The 23,956-nt window shown below is 67.7% G+C and carries 25 protein-coding genes, 1 other RNA gene and 1 pseudogene; 17 read left to right on the top strand and 10 right to left on the bottom strand.

Translation table 11 applies throughout. The features are described 5' to 3' along the window. Positions 1 to 56 precede the first annotated feature (56 nt). The 13 genes from ACOCMH_RS19195 to ACOCMH_RS19135 all read left to right on the top strand — a co-directional run bounded on the left by ACOCMH_RS19195 (position 57) and on the right by ACOCMH_RS19135 (position 12,505). On the top strand, positions 57 to 1,457 hold the full coding sequence (locus ACOCMH_RS19195) for an aminopeptidase P N-terminal domain-containing protein (RefSeq protein ID WP_427312546.1): 1,401 nt from the start codon (positions 57 to 59) through the stop codon (positions 1,455 to 1,457). Continuing rightward, positions 1,454 to 1,933 (top strand): hypothetical protein, encoded by a 480-nt coding sequence (locus tag ACOCMH_RS19190; protein ID WP_427312545.1) that lies wholly within the window; start codon positions 1,454 to 1,456, stop codon positions 1,931 to 1,933. The genes ACOCMH_RS19195 and ACOCMH_RS19190 overlap by 4 nt, the downstream gene beginning before the upstream one ends. Next, a complete protein-coding gene (locus ACOCMH_RS19185) occupies positions 1,914 to 3,152 on the top strand; it encodes a UbiH/UbiF/VisC/COQ6 family ubiquinone biosynthesis hydroxylase (protein ID WP_427313321.1) in 1,239 nt (412 codons plus the stop codon). Before ACOCMH_RS19190 ends, ACOCMH_RS19185 begins: the two co-directional genes overlap by 20 nt. 322 nt (positions 3,153 to 3,474) lie before the next feature. Then, positions 3,475 to 4,536, top strand: coding sequence for a tRNA dihydrouridine synthase DusB (gene dusB / locus ACOCMH_RS19180; protein ID WP_427312544.1), 1,062 nt, complete (start codon positions 3,475 to 3,477; stop codon positions 4,534 to 4,536). After that, a complete protein-coding gene (locus ACOCMH_RS19175; protein WP_010813887.1) occupies positions 4,533 to 4,766 on the top strand; it encodes a Fis family transcriptional regulator in 234 nt (77 codons plus the stop codon). The genes dusB and ACOCMH_RS19175 overlap by 4 nt, the downstream gene beginning before the upstream one ends. A gap of 22 nt (positions 4,767 to 4,788) precedes the next feature. Then, positions 4,789 to 6,363 carry a bifunctional phosphoribosylaminoimidazolecarboxamide formyltransferase/IMP cyclohydrolase gene (purH, locus tag ACOCMH_RS19170; RefSeq protein ID WP_427312543.1) on the top strand — a complete coding sequence of 525 codons (1,575 nt, stop codon included), beginning with the start codon at positions 4,789 to 4,791 and terminating at the stop codon, positions 6,361 to 6,363. Between the two features lie 172 nt (positions 6,364 to 6,535). Next, positions 6,536 to 7,081: a crossover junction endodeoxyribonuclease RuvC gene (ruvC, locus tag ACOCMH_RS19165; RefSeq protein WP_012351785.1), complete on the top strand. Its 546-nt coding sequence runs from the start codon at positions 6,536 to 6,538 to the stop codon at positions 7,079 to 7,081. Between the two features lie 67 nt (positions 7,082 to 7,148). Continuing rightward, the gene (locus tag ACOCMH_RS19160) at positions 7,149 to 8,390 is read left to right on the top strand and encodes a glycerophosphodiester phosphodiesterase (RefSeq protein WP_427312542.1); all 1,242 of its coding nucleotides are present in this window, start codon (positions 7,149 to 7,151) and stop codon (positions 8,388 to 8,390) included. A gap of 65 nt (positions 8,391 to 8,455) precedes the next feature. Next, the gene (ruvA, locus tag ACOCMH_RS19155; protein ID WP_427312541.1) at positions 8,456 to 9,037 is read left to right on the top strand and encodes a Holliday junction branch migration protein RuvA; all 582 of its coding nucleotides are present in this window, start codon (positions 8,456 to 8,458) and stop codon (positions 9,035 to 9,037) included. Positions 9,038 to 9,108: 71 nt separating this feature from the next. Further along, positions 9,109 to 10,173, top strand: coding sequence for a Holliday junction branch migration DNA helicase RuvB (ruvB, locus tag ACOCMH_RS19150; RefSeq protein WP_427312540.1), 1,065 nt, complete (start codon positions 9,109 to 9,111; stop codon positions 10,171 to 10,173). Positions 10,174 to 10,371: 198 nt separating this feature from the next. Continuing rightward, entirely contained in the window at positions 10,372 to 10,965 is a 594-nt protein-coding gene (locus ACOCMH_RS19145) for a hypothetical protein (protein ID WP_427312539.1), read from the top strand. Between the two features lie 44 nt (positions 10,966 to 11,009). Then, positions 11,010 to 11,594 carry a BPSL1445 family SYLF domain-containing lipoprotein gene (locus ACOCMH_RS19140; RefSeq protein ID WP_427312538.1) on the top strand — a complete coding sequence of 195 codons (585 nt, stop codon included), beginning with the start codon at positions 11,010 to 11,012 and terminating at the stop codon, positions 11,592 to 11,594. 185 nt (positions 11,595 to 11,779) lie between these two features. Next, positions 11,780 to 12,505 carry a queuosine precursor transporter gene (locus ACOCMH_RS19135; RefSeq protein ID WP_427312537.1) on the top strand — a complete coding sequence of 242 codons (726 nt, stop codon included), beginning with the start codon at positions 11,780 to 11,782 and terminating at the stop codon, positions 12,503 to 12,505. 8 nt (positions 12,506 to 12,513) lie between these two features. Here ACOCMH_RS19135 and ACOCMH_RS19130 read toward each other — a convergent pair whose 3' ends face one another. From ACOCMH_RS19130 to tyrS, 4 genes are all read right to left on the bottom strand, one after another. Beyond that, positions 12,514 to 13,188: a histidine phosphatase family protein gene (locus ACOCMH_RS19130; protein WP_427312536.1), complete on the bottom strand. Its 675-nt coding sequence runs from the start codon at positions 13,186 to 13,188 to the stop codon at positions 12,514 to 12,516. Positions 13,189 to 13,271: 83 nt separating this feature from the next. After that, positions 13,272 to 13,931 carry a YbhB/YbcL family Raf kinase inhibitor-like protein gene (locus ACOCMH_RS19125; RefSeq protein WP_427312535.1) on the bottom strand — a complete coding sequence of 220 codons (660 nt, stop codon included), beginning with the start codon at positions 13,929 to 13,931 and terminating at the stop codon, positions 13,272 to 13,274. 53 nt (positions 13,932 to 13,984) lie between these two features. Further along, a complete protein-coding gene (gene dtd, locus ACOCMH_RS19120) occupies positions 13,985 to 14,446 on the bottom strand; it encodes a D-aminoacyl-tRNA deacylase (RefSeq protein ID WP_427312534.1) in 462 nt (153 codons plus the stop codon). A 10-nt stretch (positions 14,447 to 14,456) separates the two neighbouring features. Continuing rightward, entirely contained in the window at positions 14,457 to 15,698 is a 1,242-nt protein-coding gene (gene tyrS / locus ACOCMH_RS19115) for a tyrosine--tRNA ligase (protein ID WP_427312533.1), read from the bottom strand. 251 nt (positions 15,699 to 15,949) lie between these two features. Between tyrS and ACOCMH_RS19110 the strand changes: the two genes are divergently transcribed. Continuing rightward, positions 15,950 to 17,341, top strand: a complete 1,392-nt coding sequence (locus ACOCMH_RS19110) for a M23 family metallopeptidase (protein ID WP_427312532.1) — start codon at positions 15,950 to 15,952, stop codon at positions 17,339 to 17,341. Between the two features lie 50 nt (positions 17,342 to 17,391). Continuing rightward, positions 17,392 to 18,480 (top strand): anhydro-N-acetylmuramic acid kinase, encoded by a 1,089-nt coding sequence (locus ACOCMH_RS19105; protein ID WP_427313320.1) that lies wholly within the window; start codon positions 17,392 to 17,394, stop codon positions 18,478 to 18,480. On the opposite strand, the gene ACOCMH_RS19100 is transcribed toward ACOCMH_RS19105, so the two are convergent. Then, the gene (locus ACOCMH_RS19100) at positions 18,468 to 19,394 is read right to left on the bottom strand and encodes a LysR substrate-binding domain-containing protein (RefSeq protein WP_427312531.1); all 927 of its coding nucleotides are present in this window, start codon (positions 19,392 to 19,394) and stop codon (positions 18,468 to 18,470) included. The two genes, ACOCMH_RS19105 and ACOCMH_RS19100, sit on opposite strands and share 13 nt — an antisense overlap. A gap of 89 nt (positions 19,395 to 19,483) precedes the next feature. On the opposite strand from ACOCMH_RS19100, the pseudogene ACOCMH_RS19095 reads away from it, so the two are divergent. Next, positions 19,484 to 20,281, top strand: a pseudogene (locus ACOCMH_RS19095) (phytanoyl-CoA dioxygenase family protein). Positions 20,282 to 20,341: 60 nt separating this feature from the next. Here the strand turns inward: ACOCMH_RS19095 and erpA are convergent. The 4 genes from erpA to rplM all read right to left on the bottom strand — a co-directional run bounded on the left by erpA (position 20,342) and on the right by rplM (position 22,390). Beyond that, the gene (gene erpA / locus ACOCMH_RS19090; RefSeq protein ID WP_010813904.1) at positions 20,342 to 20,710 is read right to left on the bottom strand and encodes an iron-sulfur cluster insertion protein ErpA; all 369 of its coding nucleotides are present in this window, start codon (positions 20,708 to 20,710) and stop codon (positions 20,342 to 20,344) included. Between the two features lie 100 nt (positions 20,711 to 20,810). Continuing rightward, on the bottom strand, positions 20,811 to 21,299 hold the full coding sequence (locus tag ACOCMH_RS19085; protein ID WP_427312530.1) for a bactofilin family protein: 489 nt from the start codon (positions 21,297 to 21,299) through the stop codon (positions 20,811 to 20,813). Between the two features lie 257 nt (positions 21,300 to 21,556). Further along, entirely contained in the window at positions 21,557 to 21,949 is a 393-nt protein-coding gene (gene rpsI, locus ACOCMH_RS19080; RefSeq protein ID WP_018312775.1) for a 30S ribosomal protein S9, read from the bottom strand. A gap of 12 nt (positions 21,950 to 21,961) precedes the next feature. Further along, positions 21,962 to 22,390 carry a 50S ribosomal protein L13 gene (gene rplM / locus ACOCMH_RS19075; RefSeq protein WP_010813907.1) on the bottom strand — a complete coding sequence of 143 codons (429 nt, stop codon included), beginning with the start codon at positions 22,388 to 22,390 and terminating at the stop codon, positions 21,962 to 21,964. A gap of 725 nt (positions 22,391 to 23,115) precedes the next feature. Between rplM and ACOCMH_RS19070 the strand changes: the two genes are divergently transcribed. Next, on the top strand, positions 23,116 to 23,538 hold the full coding sequence (locus tag ACOCMH_RS19070; protein ID WP_427312529.1) for an OsmC family protein: 423 nt from the start codon (positions 23,116 to 23,118) through the stop codon (positions 23,536 to 23,538). A 63-nt stretch (positions 23,539 to 23,601) separates the two neighbouring features. On the opposite strand, the gene rnpB is transcribed toward ACOCMH_RS19070, so the two are convergent. Then, positions 23,602 to 23,942, bottom strand: an RNA gene (gene rnpB, locus ACOCMH_RS19065) — RNase P RNA component class A. Positions 23,943 to 23,956 lie beyond the last annotated feature (14 nt).

Here is a 23,956-nt window from a genome sequence, read left to right as displayed (position 1 = left end):
CAGCTGCGCCGCCAGCGGCGGTAGAATCGGCCTGATCCTTTCTACCAGGCCTGACCATGTCCGCACCCGACACCGCCCTCCTCGCCGCCTGCCGCGACCGCCGCGCCCGTGTGCTGCAGCACCTGCGCGCCGGCGGCGGCGGCGTGGCGATCCTGCCCACCGCGCCGGAAGCCATGCGCAATCGCGACAGCGACTATCCGTACCGGCACGACAGCTATTTCTATTACCTGAGCGGCTTCACCGAGCCCGAAGCGGTGCTGGTGCTGGTAGCCGGCGCGCCCGGCGATCCGGCCGAGGCCGACCGCAGCATCCTGTTCTGCCGCCCCAAGCATGAAGAGCGCGAGATCTGGGACGGGTTCCGCTTCGGCCCCGAAGGCGCGCGCGCCGCGTTCGGCTTCGACGAAGCGCATTCGGTCGAAGAGATCGACGCGGCGCTGCCGCCGCTGCTGGCCAACCGCGCGCAGCTGGCCTACCCGCTGGCCGATTCGATCCGCACCGACATGCAGATGCGCCGCTGGCTCGACGCGGTGCGCATGCAGGGCCGCGCCGGCGTGGCCGCGCCGGCGGTGGCCCTCGACATCCGCACGCTGCTCGATGAAATGCGGCTGTTCAAGGACGCCGGCGAGCTGGCCACCATGCGCCGCGCCGCGGCGATTTCCGCCGGCGCGCATGTGCGCGCGATGCAGGCCACCCGCGCCGGCCTGCGCGAATACCACCTCGAGGCGGAACTGCTCTATGAATTCCGCCGCCATGGCGCGCAGAGCGTGGCCTACAACTCGATCGTCGCCGCCGGCCCGAACGCCTGCGTGCTGCACTACCGCGCCGGCCCGGCCGAACTGAAGGACGGCGACCTGTGCCTGATCGATGCCGGCTGCGAGTTCGATGGCTACGCCTCGGACATCACGCGCACCTTCCCGGTCTCGGGCCGCTTTTCGCCGGCGCAGCGCGAGCTGTATGACCTGGTGGTGGCCGCGCAGCAGGCCGCCATCGCCGAGACCCGCGCCGGCGTGCCCTACAACGTGCCGCATGACGCCGCCGTGCGCGTGCTGGCGCAAGGCATGCTCGATACCGGCCTGCTCGACCGCAACAAAGAGGGCACGCTCGACGACGTGCTGGCCAGCGGCAGCTACCGCCGCTTCTACATGCACCGCACCGGCCACTGGCTGGGCATGGACGTGCACGACGTGGGCGAATACCGCGTCGCCAGCCACAGCGGCGAGGGCGAGCGCCCGTGGCGGCCGCTGCAGCCCGGCATGGTGCTGACCATCGAGCCCGGCATCTATGTGCGCCCGGCCGAGGACGTGCCCGAGCGCTACTGGCATATCGGCATCCGCATCGAGGACGACGCCGTGGTCACCGATGGCGACTGCGAGCTGATCACGCGCGGCGTGCCCGTGCTGGCCGACGAGATCGAAGCGCTGATGCGCGACCGCGCCACCGCAGGAGGCCCGCAATGATCAGCTGGCTGCGCAGGATCCTGCCGGGCCAGGCCGGCGCCGGCAACCAGGCTGGCAGCGCCCGCCGCCCCGATCCGACCGAACCGTTCATCATCAACCTCTACGACGACCGCGTGGTAGTGCACCGCCCCGACGGCCAGCGCGAGGAAGTCGCGTGGGACGTGCTCGAGCGCGTGGTGGTGCGGGTCTCCGACCGTGCGCCGTGGGCCGGCACCGCCTGGATGATCCTGATCGGCGAGCCGGGTTCGGGCCAGGGCTGCGTGGTGCCGCTCGATGCCGCCAACCATGCGGCCCTGCTGCAGCAGTTGCGCGCGCTGCCGGGCTTCAACGACCAGAAGCTCGACAACGCGCTGCGCGATGCCGCGGCGGGCAAGTCGCGCTCGGACGCGATCTGCTGGAAGCGCAGCGCCGACGCCCGGGCCGGGACCAACGCTGGCCACGCAGGAGGCAGTGACGATGCCGGCGGCGCAGCCTGATTTTCACGGCCCCGCCGATGTCGCCATCGTCGGCGGCGGCCCGGTCGGCCTGGCGCTGGCCTGCCAGCTGTTGCGGACCACCAGCTGGCGCCTCGCGCTGATCGACGCCGCCACGCCGGCGCGCGCGGCGCGCGACCCGCGCGCGATCGCGCTGTCGCACGGCAGCCGCCAACTGCTTGAGCAGATCGGTGCCTGGCCGGTGCCGGGCAGCCCGATCGAGCATATCCATGTGTCGCAGCGCGGGCGCTTCGGCCATGTCCGGCTGCACCATGACGACTACGGCGTGCCGGCGCTCGGCTACGTGGTGCGCTACGGCGACCTGTGCAACGTGCTGGAGCGGGCGCTGGCCCAGGCCGGGCAGGCGGCCGGAGAAGGCCGGCTGCGGCGCGTCTTCGAGACCCGCATCGAGCGGATCGAACAGGATCCCGTGCCACGCGGCGCGGACCCGGCCGATGCCGGCCTGGTGCGGCTGAGCGGCACCGGCCACGACGGCCAGCCGGCAAGTTTTGCCGCACGCCTGGCGGTCCAGGCCGAGGGCGGCCTGTTCCACGAGCAGGCCGCGCACCAGGGCCGCGGCGCGCGCACGCGCGACTACCGCCAGACCGCGGTGATCGCCCATGTGACCTGCTCCCGCCCGCAGCCCGGCTGGGCCTGGGAGCGCTTTACCGAGGAAGGCCCGCTGGCGCTGCTGCCGCATGAGGAACACGGCACGCCAGGCTATGCGCTGGTGTGGTGCTGCCCGCCAGACCAGGCTGCGCGGCGGATCGCGCTGCCGGAAGCCCAGTTTGCCGCCGAACTCGGCCGCGCCTTCGGCGACCGCATGGGCCAGTTCACACTGGCGGGCAAGCGCCATGCCTTCCCGCTGGGACTGAACGCCGCGCCGGTGACGGTCAACGGGCGCGTGGTGGCCGTCGGCAACGCCGCGCAAACGCTGCATCCGGTCGCCGGACAAGGCCTGAACCTGGGCCTGCGCGATGCGTTTGCGCTGGCCGACTCGCTGCGCGGCGCCTGCACCCCGCAAGCGCTGCAGGCGTTCGCCAGCCGGCACCGGCTGGACCGCGCCGTCACCATCGGCGTGACTGACCTGCTGCCGCGCGTCTTCGGCGTGGGCTTTCCGCTCGCGGCCCATGCGCGCGGCGCGTCGCTGGCGGCGCTGGCATGCCTGCCGCCGCTGCGCCACGCGCTGGCGCGCCACATGATGTTTGGGATGCGCCGCTGAACTGGTACCCCTTGATGGCAGTGGCGCTTGCGCCACTGCCAGCGTGGCATGGCGCCACGGCCCGCGCCGCCATGCGCGGCGCATGCTCAAATCTTGGGCAATCGCGACCGATTGGCGGTAGAATCCTGCCCTCGCACATGTCCCGATCCACCGCTGGCAGCTGTTTCAGCAGGGGGCATGTTTTTCCGTTTCGTCTCTGTTTCGTTCCAGCCTCAGAGCAGGCTGTCCCGATCCGTCGCGGCGCCTGTTGCACCGTGAAGGCGGGGCCGCCAGGACGGGCCACCAGAACCGCCAACCGCGCCCCAGGCGCCGCCCAACCGTCGTGCAGATCGGACCTCACCAACTCCGCAACAACCTGTTTGTCGCCCCGATGGCGGGCGTGACGGACCGGCCCTTCCGCCAGCTGTGCAAGCAGCTCGGCGCGGGCTACGCGGTGTCGGAAATGGTGGCGTCCAATGCCCAGCTGTGGAAGAGCGAGAAGACCATGCGCCGCGCCAACCACGCCGGCGAGGTCGAGCCCATCGCGGTGCAGATCGCCGGCGCCGAGCCGTCGATGATGGCCGAGGCCGCGCGCTACAACGTCGACCGCGGCGCGCAGATCATCGACATCAACATGGGCTGCCCGGCCAAGAAGGTGTGCAACGTCGCCGCCGGCTCGGCGCTGCTGCAGAACGAGCCGCTGGTGGTGCGCATCGTCGAGGCGGTGGTCGCCGCGGTCGGCGAGCGCGTGCCGGTCACGCTCAAGATCCGCACCGGCTGGAACCGCGACAACCGCAATGCGCTGCGCGTCGCGCGCCTGGTCGAGGACGCCGGCATCAGCATGCTGACCATCCACGGCCGCACCCGCGCCGACCTGTACCACGGCGACGCCGAGTACGAGACCATTGCCGCGGTCAAGGCAGCGGTGTCGATCCCGGTGGTCGCCAACGGCGACATCACCACGCCGCAGAAGGCCAGGCAGGTGCTGGCGCTGACGGGCGCCGACGCGCTCATGATCGGCCGCGCGGCGCAGGGCCGGCCCTGGCTGTTCCGCGAGATCGAGCACTTCCTGAAGACCGGCGAAATGCTGCCGTCGCCGGAAGTGGCCGAGATCCGTGCCATCATGAACGCGCACCTGGAAGACCACTACGCGTTCTATGGCGAGTTCACCGGCGTGCGCACCGCGCGCAAGCACATCGCCTGGTACACGCGCGGGCTGCGCGGCGCCAACCTGTTCCGCCACCGCATGAACACGCTGGAAAGCACCGCCGAGCAACTGGCGGCGGTCAACGCGTTCTTCGACGAGCAGGCGCAGATCTCCGACCGGCTGGTGTATGTCGACGACGCCGCGCAAGACAAAGACGAAGCGAACAACAACAAAAACGGGGAGTTGCTTGCCGCATGAGCCGCAACGCTATCGACCAGTGCATCCGGGAAAGCCTGGATACGTACTTTCGCGACCTGGACGGCGAAGAGCCGTCGAATATGTACAACATGGTGCTCGAGGCGGTCGAACGGCCGCTGCTGGAAGCCGTGATGGTGCGCGCCGAGCGCAACCAGTCGCTGGCGGCCGCCTATCTGGGCATCAATCGCAATACGCTGCGCAAGAAGCTGCAGCAGCACGGTTTACTTTGAATTTGAAGCGTTTCCCACTGCCATGATCAAGCAAGCCCTACTCTCCGTTTCCGACAAGACCGGCATCGTCGATTTCGCGCGCGAACTGAACGCGCTCGGCGTCACGCTGCTTTCCACCGGCGGCACCGCCAAGCTGCTGGCCGACAGCGGCCTGCCCGTGACGGAGGTGGCCGACTACACCGGCTTCCCGGAAATGCTCGACGGCCGCGTCAAGACGCTGCATCCCAAGGTTCACGGCGGCATCCTGGCGCGCCGCGACCTGCCCGAGCACATGGCCGCGCTGGCCGAGCACAACATCCCCACCATCGACCTGCTGGTGGTCAACCTGTACCCGTTCCAGCAGACCGTGGCCAAGGATGACTGCACCCTGCCGGACGCGATCGAGAACATCGACATCGGCGGCCCGACCATGCTGCGCTCGGCGGCCAAGAACCACCGCGACGTGACCGTGATCGTCGACCCGGCCGACTACGCCGTGGTGCTCGGTGAAATGCGCGCCAATGGCAACAGCGTCGGCTACGACACCAACTTCCGCCTGGCCACCAAGGTGTTCGCGCACACCGCGCAGTACGACGGCGCCATCACCAACTACCTGACCAGCCTGGGCGCCGACAAGTCGCACCAGGCCCGCAGCGCCTACCCGCAGACGCTGAACCTGGCCTTCGACAAGGTGCAGGAAATGCGCTACGGCGAGAACCCGCACCAGTCGGCCGCGTTCTACCGCGACCTGAAGGCCGTCGACGGCGCACTGGCCAACTACGTGCAGCTGCAGGGCAAGGAACTGTCGTACAACAACATCGCCGACGCCGATGCGGCGTGGGAATGCGTGAAGTCGTTCGACGCCGCCGCGGGCGCCGCCTGCGTCATCATCAAGCACGCCAACCCGTGCGGCGTGGCGCTGGGCACGAATGCGCTGGAAGCGTATGACAAGGCCTTCAAGACCGATTCGACCTCGGCCTTCGGCGGCATCATCGCCTTCAACGTCGAGCTGGACGAAGCCGCGGCGCAAGCGGTGGCCAAGCAGTTCGTCGAAGTGCTGATCGCGCCGTCGTTCAGCGCCGCCGCGCGCGCCGTGTTCGCGGCCAAGCAGAACGTGCGCCTGCTCGAGATCCCGCTGGGCAAGGGCATCAACCAGTTCGACTTCAAGCGCGTCGGCGGCGGCCTGCTGGTGCAGAGCCCGGACGCCAAGAACGTGCAGCCGTCCGAGCTGCGCGTGGTGACGCGCCGCCATCCGACCCCGAAGGAAATGGACGACTTGATGTTCGCCTGGCGCGTGGCCAAGTTCGTCAAGTCCAACGCCATTGTGTTCTGCGGCGGCGGCATGACGCTGGGCGTGGGCGCCGGGCAGATGAGCCGCGTCGATTCGGCCCGCATCGCCAGCATCAAGGCGCAGAACGCCGGCCTGACCCTGGCCGGCTCGGCGGTGGCGTCGGACGCGTTCTTCCCGTTCCGCGACGGCCTCGACGTGGTGGTCGACGCGGGCGCGACCTGCGTGATCCAGCCGGGCGGCTCGATGCGCGATGACGAAGTCATCGCCGCCGCCGACGAGCGCGGCATTGCCATGGTGCTGACGGGCACGCGGCATTTCCGGCATTAAGCAGGCCGGCATCCCGCCGGTTTGCTCCCCTCTCCCGCCTGCGGGAGAGGGAGCCCCGCAACGGGTCATTCAAGGGCCCTCGCAGACTTTTGCCCCACCTCAAGGGCTACGCCGCCCGCGCCCTCCGCGCAAAAAGCAATACACTAAACGGCGTCCACCCTACCCCAACCTCATGCGAATCCTAGGCATCGACCCCGGCCTGCGCACCACCGGCTTCGGCGTGATCGAGAAACAAGGCAACAAGCTTGCCTATATCGCCTCGGGCACGATCAAGAGCGACGGCAATGCCAACCTGCCGGAACGGCTGAAAACGCTGTACGACGGCATCAGCGAAGTGTCGCGGACTTACGCACCCGATTGCGCGGCGATCGAGAAGGTCTTCGTCAACGTCAACCCGCAGTCCACGCTGCTGCTCGGCCAGGCCCGCGGCGCGGCGATCTGCGGGCTGGTGGGCTACGGGCTGCCGGTGTTCGAGTACACCGCGCTGCAGCTCAAGGTGGCGGTGGTCGGTTATGGCCGCGCCAACAAGGCGCAGGTGCAGGAAATGGTCACGCGGCTGCTGATGCTGCCCGGCCAGCCCGGCAGCGATGCGGCCGACGCGCTGGGCGTGGCGATCTGCCATGCCAACGGCGGCGATACGCTGGGCACGCTGGCCGGCCTGGCGCCTGACCTGGTGCGCAAGGGCATGCGCGTGCGGCGCGGACGGCTGGTCGGCTGAGTACGCCACCGTAGAAGGCGGCCGCGTCTTTTACAATCTGCCCTTGGACCCATCACAGGAACGCCGCATGCCTAGCCAGTCCCGACTGCGCGCGCCGCGCTCGCGCGCCAGCCTTGCCCGTGTTGTTGCCGCTTGCCGGCGCTGGCTGTTGCCGACCGCTGCCGCCGCGGCGTGCGCGATGCTGGCCGCCGGCTGCGCCACGGTGCCGCGCCCCAAGCGCGCCGCACCGCCGGCTCCGCCGGCGCCGGCACCCGCCGCCAGCGCACCGGTTGCGGCGGCCCCGCAACCGAAGCCGCTGGTCATCGCCCATCGCGGCGCCAGCGCGCTTCGCCCCGAACATACACTGGCCGCCTATGCCAAGGCGATCGAGGACGGCGCCGACGCGATCGAGCCCGACCTGGTCATGACACGCGACGGCGTGCTGGTGGCGCGCCACGAGAACGACATCACCGGCACCACCAACGTCGCCGAACTGCCGCAGTTTGCCGAGCGCAAGCGCACCAAGGTGATCGACGGCGAGCGCCTGACCGGCTGGTTCACCGAAGACTTCACGCTGGCCGAACTCAAGACGCTGCGCGCGCGCGAGCGCATCCCGCGCCTGCGCCCGGCCAATGCACGCCTGAACGACCAGTTCGAGGTGCCGTCCTTCGAGGAAATCGTGCGCCTCGCCGAGCAGGCCGCGCTGCGCACCGGCAAACCCATCGGCATCTATGCGGAACTGAAGCACCCGAGCTACTTCCGCGGCATCGGCTTGCCGCTCGAGGACAAACTGGCTGCGGCGGTGCGGGCACAGCCATACCTGCGTAATGCGCCGCTGTTTATCCAGTGTTTCGAAAGCGGCAGCCTGCGCGCGCTGCGCCGCACGCTGGGCAGCGGAATGCAGAACGTCAAGCTGGTTCAGCTGATCGGCAACCCGCGCAAGGGCCCGGCCGACTGGAAACTGGCCGGCGATGGCCGCACCTTCGGCGATATGCTGAACACGACTGGCCTGCGCGAAGTGGCGGCCTACGCCGACGGCATCGGCCCGGAAAAAAGCAGCGTCGTACCCCGTGATGCGCAAGGCGCCCTGGGAGCGCCCACAGCGCTGGTACACCAGGCCCATGCTGCCGGCCTGTTTGTCCATCCCTACACCTTCCGCCCGGAAAACAGCTTCCTGCCCAAGGCGCTGCAGACCGGCGGCGACGAAGCCACGCGCAGCCCGGCGGGCATGGAGCGCGAGGTGCAAGCCTTCGTCGCGGCCGGCATCGATGGCTTTTTCACCGACGACCCGGCACTGGGCCGGCGCGCCGTCGACACACCGGCGCGCTGAGCCGGCCTGGCGGCCGCCACGCTACACTGGCGGCCGCTTCTTTCCTGACCTCCTGTTCCCCCACCATGATCGGACGCATCGCCGGCACCCTTATCGAGAAGAACCCTCCTCACTTGCTGGTTGACTGCCACGGCGTCGGCTACGAGGTCGACGTGCCGATGAGCACCTTCTACAACCTGCCCGCGGTGGGCCAGCCGGTGACCCTGCTGACGCAGCTGATCGTGCGCGAGGACGCGCACCTGCTGTATGGCTTCGGCAGCGCGTCCGAGCGCAACACCTTTCGCGAACTGATCAAGATCACCGGCATCGGCGCGCGCATGGCGCTGGCGGTGCTGTCGGGCATGTCCGTGCCCGAGCTGGCCCAGGCCATCACGCTGCAGGAAGCCGGGCGCCTGACCCGCGTTCCCGGCATCGGCAAGAAGACCGCCGAGCGGCTGCTGCTGGAACTCAAGGGCAAGCTGGGCGCCGAACTGGGCCATGCGCCGGGTGCGCCAGCGGTGCCCGACAGTGCCGTCGACGTGCTCAATGCGCTGCTGGCGCTGGGTTACTCGGAAAAGGAAGCCGCCGCCGCGATCAAGCAGGTGCCGGCCGGCACCGGGGTCTCGGAGGGCATCAAGCTGGCGCTCAAGGCACTGTCCAAGGGTTGAGCCGCAGCGTTGAGCCACCAGAGGACGCGTAGAATGGCGGATTGTTGCCGCCGTCCGGGCCCCTGACCACCATGATCGAAACCGACAAGCTTGCCGCCCCCGCCCGCGTAATCGCCGCCACCCCCGCCTCGTCGCAGGAGGAGGCGTTCGAGCGCGCACTGCGGCCCAAGCTGCTGGACGAGTATGTCGGCCAGGAAAAGGTGCGCGGCCAGCTGGACATCTTCATGCACGCGGCGCGCAAGCGCCGCGAGGCGCTCGATCACGTGCTGCTGTTCGGCCCGCCGGGGCTGGGCAAGACCACGCTGGCCCACATCATCGCGCGCGAGATGGGGGTCAACCTGCGCCAGACCTCGGGCCCGGTGCTCGAGCGGCCCGGCGACCTGGCCGCGCTGCTGACCAACCTGGAAGCCAACGACGTCCTTTTCATCGACGAAATCCACCGGCTCTCGCCGGTCGTCGAGGAAATCCTGTACCCGGCGCTGGAGGACTACCAGATCGACATCATGATCGGCGAGGGCCCCGCGGCGCGCTCGGTCAAGCTCGACCTGCAGCCGTTCACGCTGGTGGGCGCCACCACGCGCGCCGGCATGCTGACCAACCCGCTGCGCGACCGCTTCGGCATCGTCGCGCGGCTGGAGTTCTATACCGCCGAGGAACTGGCGCGCATCGTCACGCGCTCGGCGCAGCTGCTGCACGCCAGCATCGATCCGCAAGGCGCGCTGGAGATCGCGCGGCGCGCGCGCGGCACCCCGCGTATCGCCAACCGGCTGCTGCGCCGGGTGCGCGACTATGCCGAGGTCAAGGGGGACGGCACCATTACGCGCCCGATGGCCGATGCCGCCCTGGCCATGCTGGACGTCGACAGCGTGGGCTTCGACCTGATGGACCGCAAGCTGCTCGAGGCCGTGCTGCACAAGTTCGGCGGCGGCCCCGTCGGCGTCGACAACCTCGCCGCGGCCATCGGCGAAGAGCGCGACACCATTGAGGACGTACTCGAGCCCTATCTGATCCAGCAGGGCTACCTGCAGCGCACCCCGCGCGGGCGCGTGGCCACTGCGGCGGCCTACCGCCATTTCGGCTTGGCCAGCCCGCAAGACACGGCCGGCGGCGCCGGCGCCTTGTTCGGCGACGCCTGAGCGCATGCCGGCGCGAACATGCGCCATGACGCACACGTCGCGATCAATTAAACGTTTTAAATTCCCACCCAAAATTTTTTCGAAGTGGATTGCTGGCCGGTGGCCGATTGTCCACAATGGCTTCATCGGCACCTGCCCGGTGCCGCAAGGCTGTGTCCGCCGGGGCACGGCTCCTTCGCAAACCTGTCAAGGAAAGCCATGATCCGCCAGTGTTCCAGCCTGCTCGCCGCCGCTCTCGCCCTGACCGCGTTCGCCGCCGGCAGTGCCAATGCGCAGCGCCCGCCCGCGCCGGTCGGCGTGGCGGAAGAAGCAGTCATCAGCGGCAAGATCGTCGATATCGATCCCGAGACCAAGGCAGTGCTGGTCCAGGGGCCGCGCGGCAACGTGGTGGAACTGGTGGCCGGCGACGAAGCCCGCAATTTCGGCCAGATCCGCAAGGGGGACATCCTCACCGTGGCACGCGGCGCCGCCGTGGTGGCGGCGCTGGAGCCCGTCGACAGCAAGGCCACGGCGCTGGCCGAATCGGTCGACCGCACCACGCGCGCGGCCGAGGGCGGCAAGCCCGGCATCATGCGCGAAATCACCACCACGGTGACCGCACAGATCACCAAGGTCGACCCGGCCAGGCAACTGATCACCTTCCGCGGCCCGCGCGAGACGTTGCGCACGGTCAAGGTCCAGGACCCCGCCATCGACCTGAAGGGTATCAAGCAAGGCCAGATGGCCAAGATCGTCTACCGTGAAGTCGTGGCCATTACGGTCAGGGCCCCCGCGGCAGCCGCAGCAAACTGAGCCACTGAATCAGACGCGGTACTTTTCCCATCAGGAGGTTACCTATGAATCGTCGCCACTTTGTTACCCGGGTTGCCGGGTCGGGCCTGCTCGTCGCCACCGCGATGGCCGCGGGCTGCACCACCACCGGTACCGGCGCGCCGAAGGACGCGGTCGCCAAGAAGCAGGAAATCGATGCGGGTGTCGACGGCGCGCTGAACCGGCTGTTCTCCTCGACTAACGGCTCGCGCGAGCTGGCGCAGCGTGCGCAGGGCGTCCTGGTATTCCCCCGCGTACTGGCCGGCGGCTTCATTGTCGGCGCCGAATACGGCGAGGGCGCGCTACGTTCGAAGGGCGCGACGGTCGGCTACTACAGCACGACGCAGGCCTCGGTCGGGCTGACCGCAGGTGGGCAGTCCAAGGCTGTCATCATCATGTTCATGACGCCCGAGGCCTACAACAAGTTCGTGGCCAGCAAGGGCTGGACGGCGGGCGCGGATGCCAACGTGGCGGTGGCGAAGATCGGCGCGGACGGCCGGCTCGATACGCTGACCAGCCAGCAGCCGGTGATTGCATTCGTGCAGACCAACGCCGGCCTGATGTTCGACGTCTCGGTGAACGGTTCCAAGATCAGCAAGCTGGACCTCTGACACCGCTAGTCCCGCCCACTGCAGGGCCGCCACTCCCGAACAGATTCCCGGCTCCGGCCGGGAATTTTTTTGGGGGGGCGAACTCTGGCGCGCGGCGCGCAGCCGGGGCCCGGCTCGCGCCAGCTTGCCCACCTGCTGGCATAATCGCGCCCAACCCACTGCGCCCCCGCGCGACCGGAGCCTTCATGTCAGCCATACCCGCCAGGCCGGCCCGTGCCGCGCGTGTCTACCGCTACTACGACTTCGTCATGGTGGCCTTTGTCACCGTGCTGCTGTGCTCGAACCTGATCGGCGCGGCCAAGGCGGCGCAGGTGACGCTGCCGCTGATCGGCACGGTCACCTTCGGCGCGGGCGTGCTGTTCTTCCCGGTCTCATACATCTTCGGCGACGTGCTGACCGAGGTCTACGGCTATGGGCGCGACCGGCGCGTGGTCTGGGCCGGCTTTGCCGCGCTCGCCTTCGCCACCTTCATGAGCGTGGTGGTGCTGAACATGCCGGTCGCGCCGTTCATGGCGGACTACCAGAAGAGCCTGCAGGACGTGTTCGGCAACACCTGGCGGATCGCGCTGGGCTCGCTGATTGCCTTCTGCTGCGGCAGCTTTGCCAACAGCTATGTACTGGCCAAGATGAAGCTGTGGACGGACGGCCGGTGGCTATGGACGCGCACCATCGGCTCGACGCTGGCCGGCGAGCTGGTGGACTCGTCGCTGTTCTATGTGATCGCCTTCTACGGCATCTGGCCGCTGGAGCAGGTGGTCCAGGTGGCCGTGGCGCAGTACGTGCTGAAGACCGGCTGGGAAGTGGTGATGACGCCGGTGACGTACAAGGTGGTGGGCTTCCTGAAGCGGGCCGAGGACGAAGACTACTTCGACCGCGACACCGACTTCACCCCGTTCCGGCTGCGGGTCTAGCGCCGCGGCTACGGTACGCGCCGGTCCACTTCGTCCAGCGCCAGATTCTCCAGATGGCTGACATCGCCCCACTGCGCCAGCGTCAGGTGGGTGCTGTCGCTGCGCAGCCGGTTGACGCTGGCATTGAGCAGCTCATGCTCGCGTGGCGCCTCCAGCGTCATGCCGGTGGCCTCGCGGTACAGGCAGTCGAGCACGCCGCCGTGCGCCACAAGCGCGATGCGCTCGCCCGGATGCCGGCGCGACAGCGCCAGCACCGCATCGACCGCGCGCTCGTGGAAGCCCAGCAGCGATTCCCCTTCGGGCGGCGCATAGTCGGGCACGCGCGCCTGCCAGCGGGCAAAGTCTTCCGGCAGGTGCTCGGCCACCTCGGCGTAGGTCTTGCCCTGCAGCGAGCCATAGCTGCGCTCGCGCAGCCGCGCATCGGCACGCACCTGCAGTCCCAGCGCCTCGGCCAGCGGCGCGGCCGTTGCCATCGCGCGCGACAGGTCGCTGGAATACACCGCATCGATCGGCTCGCCCGCCAGCGCATGCGCCAGTGCGCGGGCCTGGGCATGGCCGGTCTCGTTCAACGGAATGTCGAGCTGGCCCTGCAGCCGGCGCTCCCGGTTCCAGGCCGTTTCGCCGTGGCGGATCACGATCAGGTGGGTAAAGGCCAGCGAATGCGGGCCGGGGCTTTGCGACATGCCGTTTCCTTCGGGGATTTACTACGGGTGCTTGGGTGAAGCCACGAGCCCGGCACCGCGGCGTACGCGGCACCGGCGCGCCGTCATGCCGCCGATGACTTCGCCACCTTCGGGTTCAGCGTATAGGTGCCGGTAACGCTGGCCTGCGCCAGCACGTGGCCCTGGATCGCCTCGCGCACCTGGTTGCCGGTAAAAGTGCCCTCCAGCGGCAGCCGGTCGATATCCAATGCATACAGCGTGAACACGTAGTGGTGCAGCAGTGTGTCGTTCCACGGGGGGCACGGACCGTCATAGCCGTAGTAATCGCCCTTCATGTCGGCATCGCCGGCAAACCAGCCGGTGTAGTCATTGATGCCGTGGCGCAGGCCGCCCGCGGCCGCGGTGCCGCCGGTCGCTTCCGGTCCCGGCTTGCCGCGCGCGATCACGCCGTCGCTGTGCGAGCCCGCGGCGATCGAAGTCAGGCCAGGCGGGATATCGACCAGCACCCAGTGGAAGAAATCCACGCGCGGCAGCGAGGCCGGCACTTCGCGGCCTTCCTGGTTGACGTCGTCGCCCCGGCTGGGCACGTCGCGGTCGTGGCAGATCAGCACGAACGAGCGCGTCTCGGTCGGCGCGTCCTCCCAGCGCAGGTCAGGATTGCGGTTGTTCGACAGGGCCACATGGGCGGCGGCGTCGGGCACGCAGAAGGCGAACTCGCCGGGAATCGGCGCATTGTCGTTGAAGGACTTGCTCCAGAGTTTCATCTGTCTCTCCTGTCTTGGTGCCGCGCCGGAGGGCGCGGCAGCTTCGAATCGGTTCAGGCCGGCGGCACGCGCAGCCAGAAGGTGACCGGGCCGTCGTTGACCAGGCTGACCTGCATCATCGCGCCGAACTCGCCGGTCTGCACCTGCGGATGCGCCGCGCGCGCCCGCGCGACGAAATGCTCGTACAGGCGCCGGCCGTCCTCGGGCGCGGCCGCCGGCGTGAAGCTCGGGCGCGTGCCGCTGTTGGTATCGGCGGCCAGCGTGAACTGCGACACCACCAGCAGCCCGCCCGGATTGCCGTTGCCATCGATGTTCTGCACCGGCAGGTTCATCTTGCCGGCGGCATCGGAAAACACCCGATACGACAGCATCTTGGCCAGCAGCCGCTCGGCCTGCGCCTCGGTGTCGCCGCGTTCGGCGCACACCAGCGCCAGCAGCCCGGCCCCGATCTCACCGGTGGTGCGGCCTTCGACCGTGACGCGGGCCTGGGCCACCCGCTGGATCAGCGCGATCATGAGCGCCGCCTCAGGCCAGCGTCACGCGCGCGAAGCGGCGCTTGCCGACCTGCACGACGTAGGTGCCCGCGGCCACGCGAGTGGCCTTGTCGGTCACCGTGGCGCCGTCGATCTTGACGCCGCCCTGCTCGATATTGCGATTGGCTTCCGAGGTCGACGGCACCAGGTTGGCCTGCTTGAGCAGTTGCGCGATGCCCAGCGGCGCGCCGTCCAGGCTCACCGCCGGAATCTCGTCCGGCACGCCGCCGCGGGCGCGGTGGTTGAAGTCTTCGAGCGCCTTCTCGGCATCGGCCTGGCTGTGGAAGCGCGCCACGATCTCCTGCGCCAGCAGCACCTTGCAGTCGCGCGGGTTGCGGCCGGCAGCGATCTCCTGCTTCATCAGGTCGATCTCGCTCATCGGGCGGAACGACAGCAGCGTGAAGTACTGCCACATCAGGTCGTCCGAGATGCTCATCAGCTTGCCGAACATCTCGCCGGGCGCCTCGGTCACGCCGACGTAGTTACCCTTGGACTTGGACATCTTCTCGACGCCGTCCAGGCCCACCAGCAGCGGCATGGTCAGGATGCACTGCGGCTCCTGGCCGTATTCCTTCTGCAGCTCGCGCCCGACCAGCAGGTTGAACTTCTGGTCGGTGCCGCCCAGCTCCAGGTCCGACTTCAGCGCGACCGAGTCGTAGCCCTGCATCAGCGGGTAGAGAAACTCATGCACCGAAATCGGAATCCCGGAGCGGAAGCGCTTGGTGAAGTCGTCGCGTTCCATCATGCGCGCCACGGTGTACTTGGCCGCCAGCTGGATCATGCCGCGCGCGCCCAGCGGATCGCACCACTCGCTGTTGTAGCGGATCTCGGTGCGGGCCGGGTCGAGCACCAGGCTGGCCTGGCGGTAGTAGGTCTGGGCGTTGGCCTCGATCTGCTCGCGCGTGAGGGGCGGGCGCGTGCTGTTGCGGCCCGATGGATCGCCGATGGTCGAGGTAAAGTCGCCGATCAGGAAAATCACCTGGTGGCCGAGGTCCTGCAACTGGCGCAGCTTGTTCAGCACCACGGTATGGCCGATATGGATGTCGGGCGCGGTCGGGTCCAGGCCCAGCTTGATGCGCAGCGGCACACCGGTGGCCTCGCTGCGCGCCAGCTTCTGCGCCCATTCGGACTCGATCAGCAGTTCATCGCAGCCGCGCTTGGAGATCTCCAGGGCCTGCATCACCGAAGGCGTCAGGGGGTATTTGGCCGGTGCGGCCGAGGCAACTTCAGTCATGACGTAAGTCTTTGAAATACTTGAAATTTTAGGAAATTTGCCGACTGCCGCCAGGGCCGGATTTTGGTATAATCCGCGTTTCCCGGCGCCGGCGAGAACCTTTCCCGTGCGCCACCCGCCACTTTGCGCAGCAAGGCAGGCGGCCAAATGATACTGAACATTGAACAGCACGCGCCGCACCTCGGGGGAGGAAGGCAGACGAGACACATCGTCCCCGGCAGCGGGCTCAGACCAAGGTTGAATTTTACGTGATGTGGTCCAGACTCCGCGAAGTTTTCGCGCGTGAACTGGTGGTGCTGGTCGATCCGACCAACCCCCACCATGCGCGGCGGCGCAAACAACTGACGGCTTCGGTCGGTGCGATCTTCACGCTCGGCATGGCCGCGGCAATGGGTGTCGCACCGCGCAGCGCCTATGACGACCCGCGCGCGCCACGCACGCAGCAGGCCCTGCGCATGCCCGACGTGCGCGAGCAGCTCGAACAGCTGACCGATAGCGAAGCCGTCTACGTGCGCGAAGAGCGCATGCAGCGCGGCGACACCATCGCCAGCCTGCTCAAGCGCCTGGGCGTCGACGATGCCGACGCGCAGGCGTTCATCGTCAAGAACCCCACCGCGCGCGGCCTGTTCAACCTGGACCCGGGCCAGGCGGTGCAGGCGGAAATCGACGAGAGCAACACGCTGGTGTCGCTGCAGGCCAACCTCGGCGGCGACGCCGCGGCCTCGCGCGAGCTGGTGATCGAGCGCGTGCGCGCCGCCAGCGGCGACACCGCCGCGGCCTACAAGGCCAAGGTGCAGCGCGTCGACAACGATGTGCACTACGAGATGGCCTCGGGCGCGATCTCCGCGGGCGGATTCTTCAAGGCCATGGACGCGGCCAACGTGCCCGATGAAGTCGTGCAGCAGATGCTGGCGATCTTCTCCGGCGTGATCGACTTCCACCACGATATCGCCGGCGGCGACCGCTTTCGCATCATCTATGAAGCGGGCTTCCGCGAAGGCACCTTCGTGCGCAACGGACGCGTGGTCGCGGTCGAGCTGATCAACCGCAACCAGCTGCACCAGGCGCTGTGGTTCGCGCCCGAAGGCAGCAAGGACGGCGGAGCGTATTACACCTTCGACGGGCGCAGCATGAAGCGGCCGTTCCTGCGCTCGCCGGTGGAGTTCTCGCGCGTGTCGTCGGGCTTCGGTGGCCGCGAACATCCGCTGCATCATGACTGGGCCCAGCACAAGGGCGTCGACTTCGCCGCCCCGACCGGCACCAAGGTGCTGGCCACCGGCGACGGCGTGGTCGAGTTCGTGGGCCAGCAGAACGGCTACGGCAACATCGTCATCCTGTCGCATCCCAACGGCTACTCCACCTACTACGCGCACCTGTCCGGCTTTGCCGGCATGCGCCAGGGGCAGACGGTGCGCCAGGGGCAGCTGATCGGCTATGTCGGCTCGACCGGCTGGGCCACCGGCCCGCACCTGCACTATGAATTCCGCTTCAACGACGTGCCGCAGAACCCGCTGACCATCACGCTGATGGAATCGCCGGCGCTGACCGGCAAGTCGCGCCAGGAATTCCTGACCTACACCAGCGGGCTGCTCAGCCGCATCAACGCGCTGCGCACCTACAACGTGCTGACCGCCGCCAACTGACCGCGTCTACCGTGATCCCCGTGCCCGGCAGCGAACGCTATATCGGCATCATGTCCGGCACCAGCATGGACGGTGCCGACGCGGTACTGGTCGATTTCAGCGGCGCGCGGCCAATGGTGCTGGCCGCGGCCAGCCAGCCCTTCCCGGACACGCTGCGCGCGGCCTTCGGCGCCCTGCAGCAGCCCGGCGAGGACGAAATCCACCGCGAGGCGCTGGCCGCCAACGCACTGGCGCAGGTGTACGCCGGCTGCGTCGCCGCGCTGCTGCGCGAAGCGCGCCTGGACCCCGCCGCGGTGGCCGCCATCGGCGCCCACGGCCAGACCATCCGCCACCGGCCCGGCCTCTACGACGGCATCGGCTATACCCGCCAGAGCCAGCATCCGGCGCGCCTGGCCGAGCTGACCGGCATCGACGTGGTGGCGGACTTCCGCAGCCGCGACATCGCCGCCGGCGGACAAGGCGCGCCGCTGGTGCCGGCGCTGCACCACGCGCTGTTCGGCAGCGACGCCGAGACCCGCGTGGCCTGCAATATCGGCGGCATTTCCAACATCAGCATCCTGCCGGCAGCGGGCGGCCCGGTCAGCGGCTTCGACTGCGGGCCGGGCAATGCGCTGCTCGATTACTGGATTGGCCGCCACCGCGGCCAGCCCTTCGACCGCAACGGCGACTGGGCTGCGAGCGGCCAGGTCGACGCCGCGCTGCTGGCGCAGTGCCTGGCCGAGCCCTACTTCAGCGCGGCGCCGCCCAAGAGCACCGGTCGCGACCTGTTCCATCCCGGCTGGCTCGAAGCACGGCTGGCGGCATTCCCACACCTCGCCCCTGCTGACGTGCAGGCAACCCTGGCCGCGCTGACCGCGGAGGCCATCGCGCGCGACGTGCGCACCGGTGCGCCGGCCGCGCGCCGGCTGATCGTCTGCGGTGGCGGCGCCCGCAATGCGTTCGTGATGGCACGGCTCGCCCAGGCCCTGCCCGGCGTGGCCATCGAGACCTCCGACGACTACGGCGTGCCGGTGTCGCAGGTCGAAGCCATCGCCTTTGCCTGGCTGGCGCGCCAGTGCCTGCTGCGCCTGCCCGGCAACGTCCCCACCGTGACCGGCGCCGCCGGTGCGCGCGTGCTGGGCGCCATCTATCCGCGCTGAACCGCGGCGCCGCGTGCGCCGCTGCCCTGCTCCGCCTCCACCCAATCCATGAACGCCTGCGCCAGCGGCGATGCGCGCATCGCCGGCGATTGCGCCAGCACCACGCGCTGCGGCGTCACTGGCTCGCGCAGCGGCCGGCAGGCAATCGGCACGCCGTCGTAGCTGTGGTCGCCCGCGGGCCGCGTGCACGACAGCGCCACGCCGTACCCGTGCGCCACCAGCCCGCGCTGCATCTCGAAGGTCTGCGTGTACTGGTGCAGCGCCGGGTGCAGCCCGTGGGCCCAGAACAATGACAGGAAGTACTCGCGGGTCTGGGGGATGTCCTCGAGGATCAGCCGTTCGGCGGCGAGGTCGGCCAGGCTGACATCGGCACCGCCGGCCAGCGGATGGGCGGGCGGGAGCAGCGCGTAGGGCGCCAGTTCCGCCAGCGTGCGGCGCTCGGTGCGCGCGTCGAGTCCCAGCTCATAGGTCACGGCGAGTTCCGCCTTGCCGGCCTGCAAGGTGCGATGGACGGTGGCAAGGTCAGCCTCGAACAGCGTCACCGAGATGCCGGGATGGCGCTCGCGCAGCGCCGCCAGCAAGCGCGGCACGAAGTAGGGGCCGAGATCCTGGAAACAGGTCAGCGACAGCTGGCCACTCAGGCCCCGGCCGGCGCCATCATCGACGATGAGCCCGGCCGCCAGCGCCAGCACGTCGCGGGCCCGGCCAAGCAGGCGCTGTCCGGCCGGGGTCAGCGACAGCCCACGACTGACCTGGCGCCTGAACAGCGGCTCGCCAAGCGTATCCTCCAGTTGAGCAATCGCGGTCGATACCGAGGGCTGCGACACATGGCGCGCCCTGGCCGCCGCGCTGATGCTGCCGTGCTCGGCGGCGGCGACGAAGTACTCGAGCTGGCGGAAGGAGAAAGGGATCATGATTTCCTATATCGCAACATAGGAAATATATGCTTTTCCTATCCCATGCGCATGGCGATACTGGTCGCATCGCCCCCACACACATCGCCATGGACATTACCCGGGAACAGATCGACACCTACCAGCGCGACGGCGTGCTGGTCTTGCGCGGCGCCTTTGCCGAGTGGGTCGAGCGCTTGCGCGACGGCTTCGCACAGAACCTCGCCGAACCCGGGCCCTTCGCCATCGAGAACGTCCGCGCCGGCGAGGGCGGGCGCTTTTTCGAGGACTATTGCAACTGGCAGCGCATCGCCCCGTTCGCCGCCTTTATCCGCGAGTCCGCGGCGGCCGGGATCGCCGGACGGATCATGCAGTCGCAGGCGGTGCAGGTGTTCCATGAGCACATCCTGGTCAAGGAGCCCGGCACGGCCAAGCCTACGCCATGGCACCAGGACCTGCCCTACTACTGCGTCGACGGCACCCAGACCGCGAGCTACTGGATTCCGCTGGACCCGGTGACGCAGGCCAATACCCTGCGCGTGGTGGCCGGCTCGCATCGCTGACCCCGGCTGGTACGCCCCAAGCGCTGGGCCAGCAACGAGAATTTCTACGGCGGCGACGATGCCTTCATGGAAATGCCGGACGTGGAAGACGGCAGCCACACCGTGCTGGCCCCGGAACTGGAACCGGGCGATGCGGTGGTGTTCGACTTCCGCACCGTGCATGGCGCCGCCGGCAATAGCGGCAGCGGGCGGCGCCGGGCGTTCTCGGCCCGTTTCCTCGGCGACGACGTGCGCTTTATGCAGCGGCCCGGGCGGACCTCGCCACCGCTCCCTGGCATCGGCCAGCAGACCGGTGAGCGCATGCGCGAAGACTGGTTTCCGGTGGTCTGGCGCGCCGCGCAGTAAGCCGGCGCGGACAACAAAAAACGCACCCGAAGGTGCGTTTTTTGTTGGGGCCGGGATCGCTCAGACCGAGAACGACGAGCCGCAACCACAGGTGGTCGAGGCATTCGGGTTCTTGATCACGAACTGCGCGCCGTTGATGTCTTCCTTGTAGTCGATCTCGGCGCCGACCAGGTACTGATAGCTCATCGAGTCGATCAGCAGCGTGACGCCGTTCTTGACCATGGTGGTGTCGTCTTCGTTGACTTCCTCGTCGAAGGTGAAGCCATACTGGAAGCCGGAGCAGCCGCCGCCCTGCACGAACACGCGCAGTTTCAGCTCGGCATTGCCCTCTTCCTCGATCAACTGCTTGACCTTGTCGGCGGCGCTGTCGGTAAAGACGAACGGTGCCGGCACGTCCTCGGTAACGGGTGCCTCTGCGACTGCGTTCATGGGGTGTTCTCCTGTTTAGATACGCCTGTATTCTAAGCGCTACTGGAAAATCGTGCCGAAACCTTGTGTTTTCAAGGGGTTCAGGGCACCGAAGTCGCCGCTAGGCGGCCTTTTCGGTGGGACTGGCATCGGCAGCGGGAGTTTCGCCTGCGGTGGCGGCGTCGTCGTCGGCCGCTTCGGTCACTTCGACCGCCAGCGCGACCCCGACCGGATTCGGCAACGCCTTGACCTCGCCCTGCACCATCGGCATCAGGCGGCCCTCGACCAGCGCGCCCTGGTGCATTTCCAGCGCGGCATAGCGCACGTCGCCCAGCACCCGGGCCTGCGGCTGCAACTCCAGCAGGTCGGCGGCCTGAACCGGGCCCTTGACGGTGCCGTTCAGCACCAGGTGGCCGACGCTGATTTCGCCCTCGACCACGCCCTTCTCGCTGACCACCAGCATGCTGGGCTTGCCCGGCGCCGCGGTGACGTTGCCGCGCACGCGTCCGTCCAGGCGCAGGCCGCCGGCAAACACCATGTCGCCGTCGATGGCGGTGTCTTCGCCAATCAGCGTATCGATCGAAAGGCCCTTCTTCTTGGAAAACAGCATGACTCTCACTCCTCTCTCGTTCGTGCCTGGCTGGCCGCCCCGTGGCGCAACCTGCCCGCAAGCCGGACTTGCCGTCAGCGGCAGGGCGTGATTGTAGCCGCGCGCAGCCGGATACCCCACAAAAGTATGGCGGCCTGCCAGCTATGACGGCAGCAGCCCACCGGTTCCGTAGTGCACAAACGAAAAAAAACCGCACGGCCAGCGTGCGGTTTCTTTGGTCTCGCAGGCTCCGGCCAGACCGGACCCGCGATAACGCATCAGCGCTTCGAGAACTGCTTGCGACGACGCGCCTTGTGGAAGCCAACCTTCTTACGCTCGACTTCACGTGCATCGCGCGTGACGTAGCCAGCCTTCGACAGGGCCGACTTCAGGGTCGCATCGTAGTCGATCAGGGCGCGGGTGATGCCGTGGCGCACTGCGCCGGCCTGGCCCGTTTCGCCACCGCCGGTCACGTTGACCTTGATGTCGAACGTTTCGCCGTGGGCGGTCAGTTCCAGGGGCTGGCGCACGATCATCAGCGAGGTTTCGCGAGCGAAATACTCTTTGATGGGCTTGCCGTTGACGACGATGTCGCCCTTGCCCGACTTGATGAAGACACGAGCCACAGCGCTCTTGCGGCGGCCAGTACCGTAATTCCAGTTACCGATCATGGATTGGCCTCCTTAGATTTCCAGCGCCTTGGGCTGCTGCGCTTCGTGCGGATGCTCGGCTTCGGCGTAAACCTTCAGCTTCTTGATCATCGCGTAGCCCAGCGGACCCTTCGGCAGCATGCCCTTGACAGCCTTTTCCAGGGCACGGCCCGGGAAACGCTGCTGCATCTTGCCGAACGTCGTTTCGTAGATACCGCCCGGGTAACCCGAATGGCGATAGTACTTCTTGTCCGTTTCCTTGGTACCCGTGACACGCAGCTTGGCTGCATTGACGATGATGATGTAATCACCCGTGTCGACGTGCGGAGTGAATTCCGGCTTGTGCTTGCCGCGCAGACGGCGTGCCACTTCGCTGGCGACACGGCCGAGGACTTTGTCCGTCGCGTCAATCACGTACCAGTCGCGCTTTACCTCATGAGGCTTGGCGGAAAAGGTCTTCATGATTTTTCCTGACTATTGGTTCGTGCCCGTAATCCGACTCGCGAAGGCTTGTGCTCGCCCCTGCAAGTCTTGTGGCTGCCCCATGAAGGGTGGCCGGTCCTGCTTTTTCTCCCGCGGGCATGACGGAAAAGCCTTCGATTATACTGGCGGCCGTGGCGACCACACAAGCAAAGACTGAAGTATTCGTCAAGATCACGGCCGGCCTGCGGCGCTCCGGGGGCGTCCGATGCACTTGGGGAGACCAAGCTGCGGGGTCCGCTGGGGCGAAAAAAAACCCAAGCGGTTGAGCTTGGGTTTGAATCCACCAAAGGAGGAGGGTGGAGGAGACACTTGGAGATCGACGGAGGGACTGGCGGGCGGTGCGGAGGGCTTGGCCGGGTGGCTTCGCTTTCGCACTCTGGCGGGCTGTCAGTGCCGTCGTTCAATGATTGGAATTATACCTAGGGTTTGCCCGGATGCAAGGGAATTTGCAGTGCGAAATCAGATTTCGCATGGCGAAATGCAGATAGTCCCACGACAATTCGCGATTTTATTTTAAAAATCAATTACTTAAGTAAAAAGCTGGCATGTCGGCGAACCGACATACTAGAGGAAACCCTCAGGTTTCATAAGGTTATCGGCATCGAAACCGCGGACTTGACGATGCCATATACTGGGAAATGCAAGATTCGTGATCACGCGTTTGTGATCGCGAACCTACAATACCAAGGACAGGAACGAACAAAATGGAATGCAAAGTAACATGGATGGGCACCGAGGGCATGAGCTTCGTCGCCCAGACTGGCAGCGGCCACATCGTTGCCATGGACGGCGCCCCCGAGGGTGGTGGCCACAACCTGGCGCCGCGGCCCATGGAGATGGTGCTGCTCGGCACCGGCGGCTGCACCGCCTATGACGTGGTGCTGATCCTCAAGCGCGGTCGCCAGGACGTCACCGGCTGCAGCGTGGACCTGCAAGCCGAGCGCGCCGGTGAAGACCCGAAGGTATTCACCCGCATCAACTTCCATTTTGTGGTGACCGGCAAGAATCTCAACCCCGCCACGGTCGAGCGCGCGATCAAGCTGTCGCACGAGAAGTACTGCTCGGCGTCGATCATGCTGGCCAAGACGGCCGAGATCACGCACACGCTGGAAATCGTCGAAGGCTGAAAAGCCAGATGGTGGATTGCAGACCCGGACTGCCGCGCGGGCGCCGGGTCATGCGGAAGACTGAAGCAAAGCAGGCCGATAAGCCGGATTCTGTGCACACCGCCCGCCTTGCGGCCAGCGGCGCGTGACAACCATTCCTCTAGGCCGGCTGTTACCAGCCGGCTCCAGCTCCCTACCCGCAGACTCAGCGGGCCGCTTCATCGCCTGCCTATTTGGGATTGCTCCAGGTGGAGGTTACCGCGTTTCACCCTTGCCCCCGGGCGAACCCGGCGGCAAGACTCGTCTCTGTGGCCCTATTCCGCACGTTGCCGTGGATGGCTGTTAGCCAACACCCTGCCCTGTGGAGTCCGGACTTTCCTCCCCCTGCACCTTGCGGTGCAGGCAGCGGTTGCCTGGCCTGCTTTGCGGGCCGCAGTCT

The organism is Cupriavidus sp. H39 (assembly GCF_050271075.1).
Taxonomy (GTDB): domain Bacteria; phylum Pseudomonadota; class Gammaproteobacteria; order Burkholderiales; family Burkholderiaceae; genus Cupriavidus; species Cupriavidus necator_B.
Note: the sequence above shows the minus strand (reverse complement) of the source record. Positions and strands in the feature narration are given on the sequence as shown.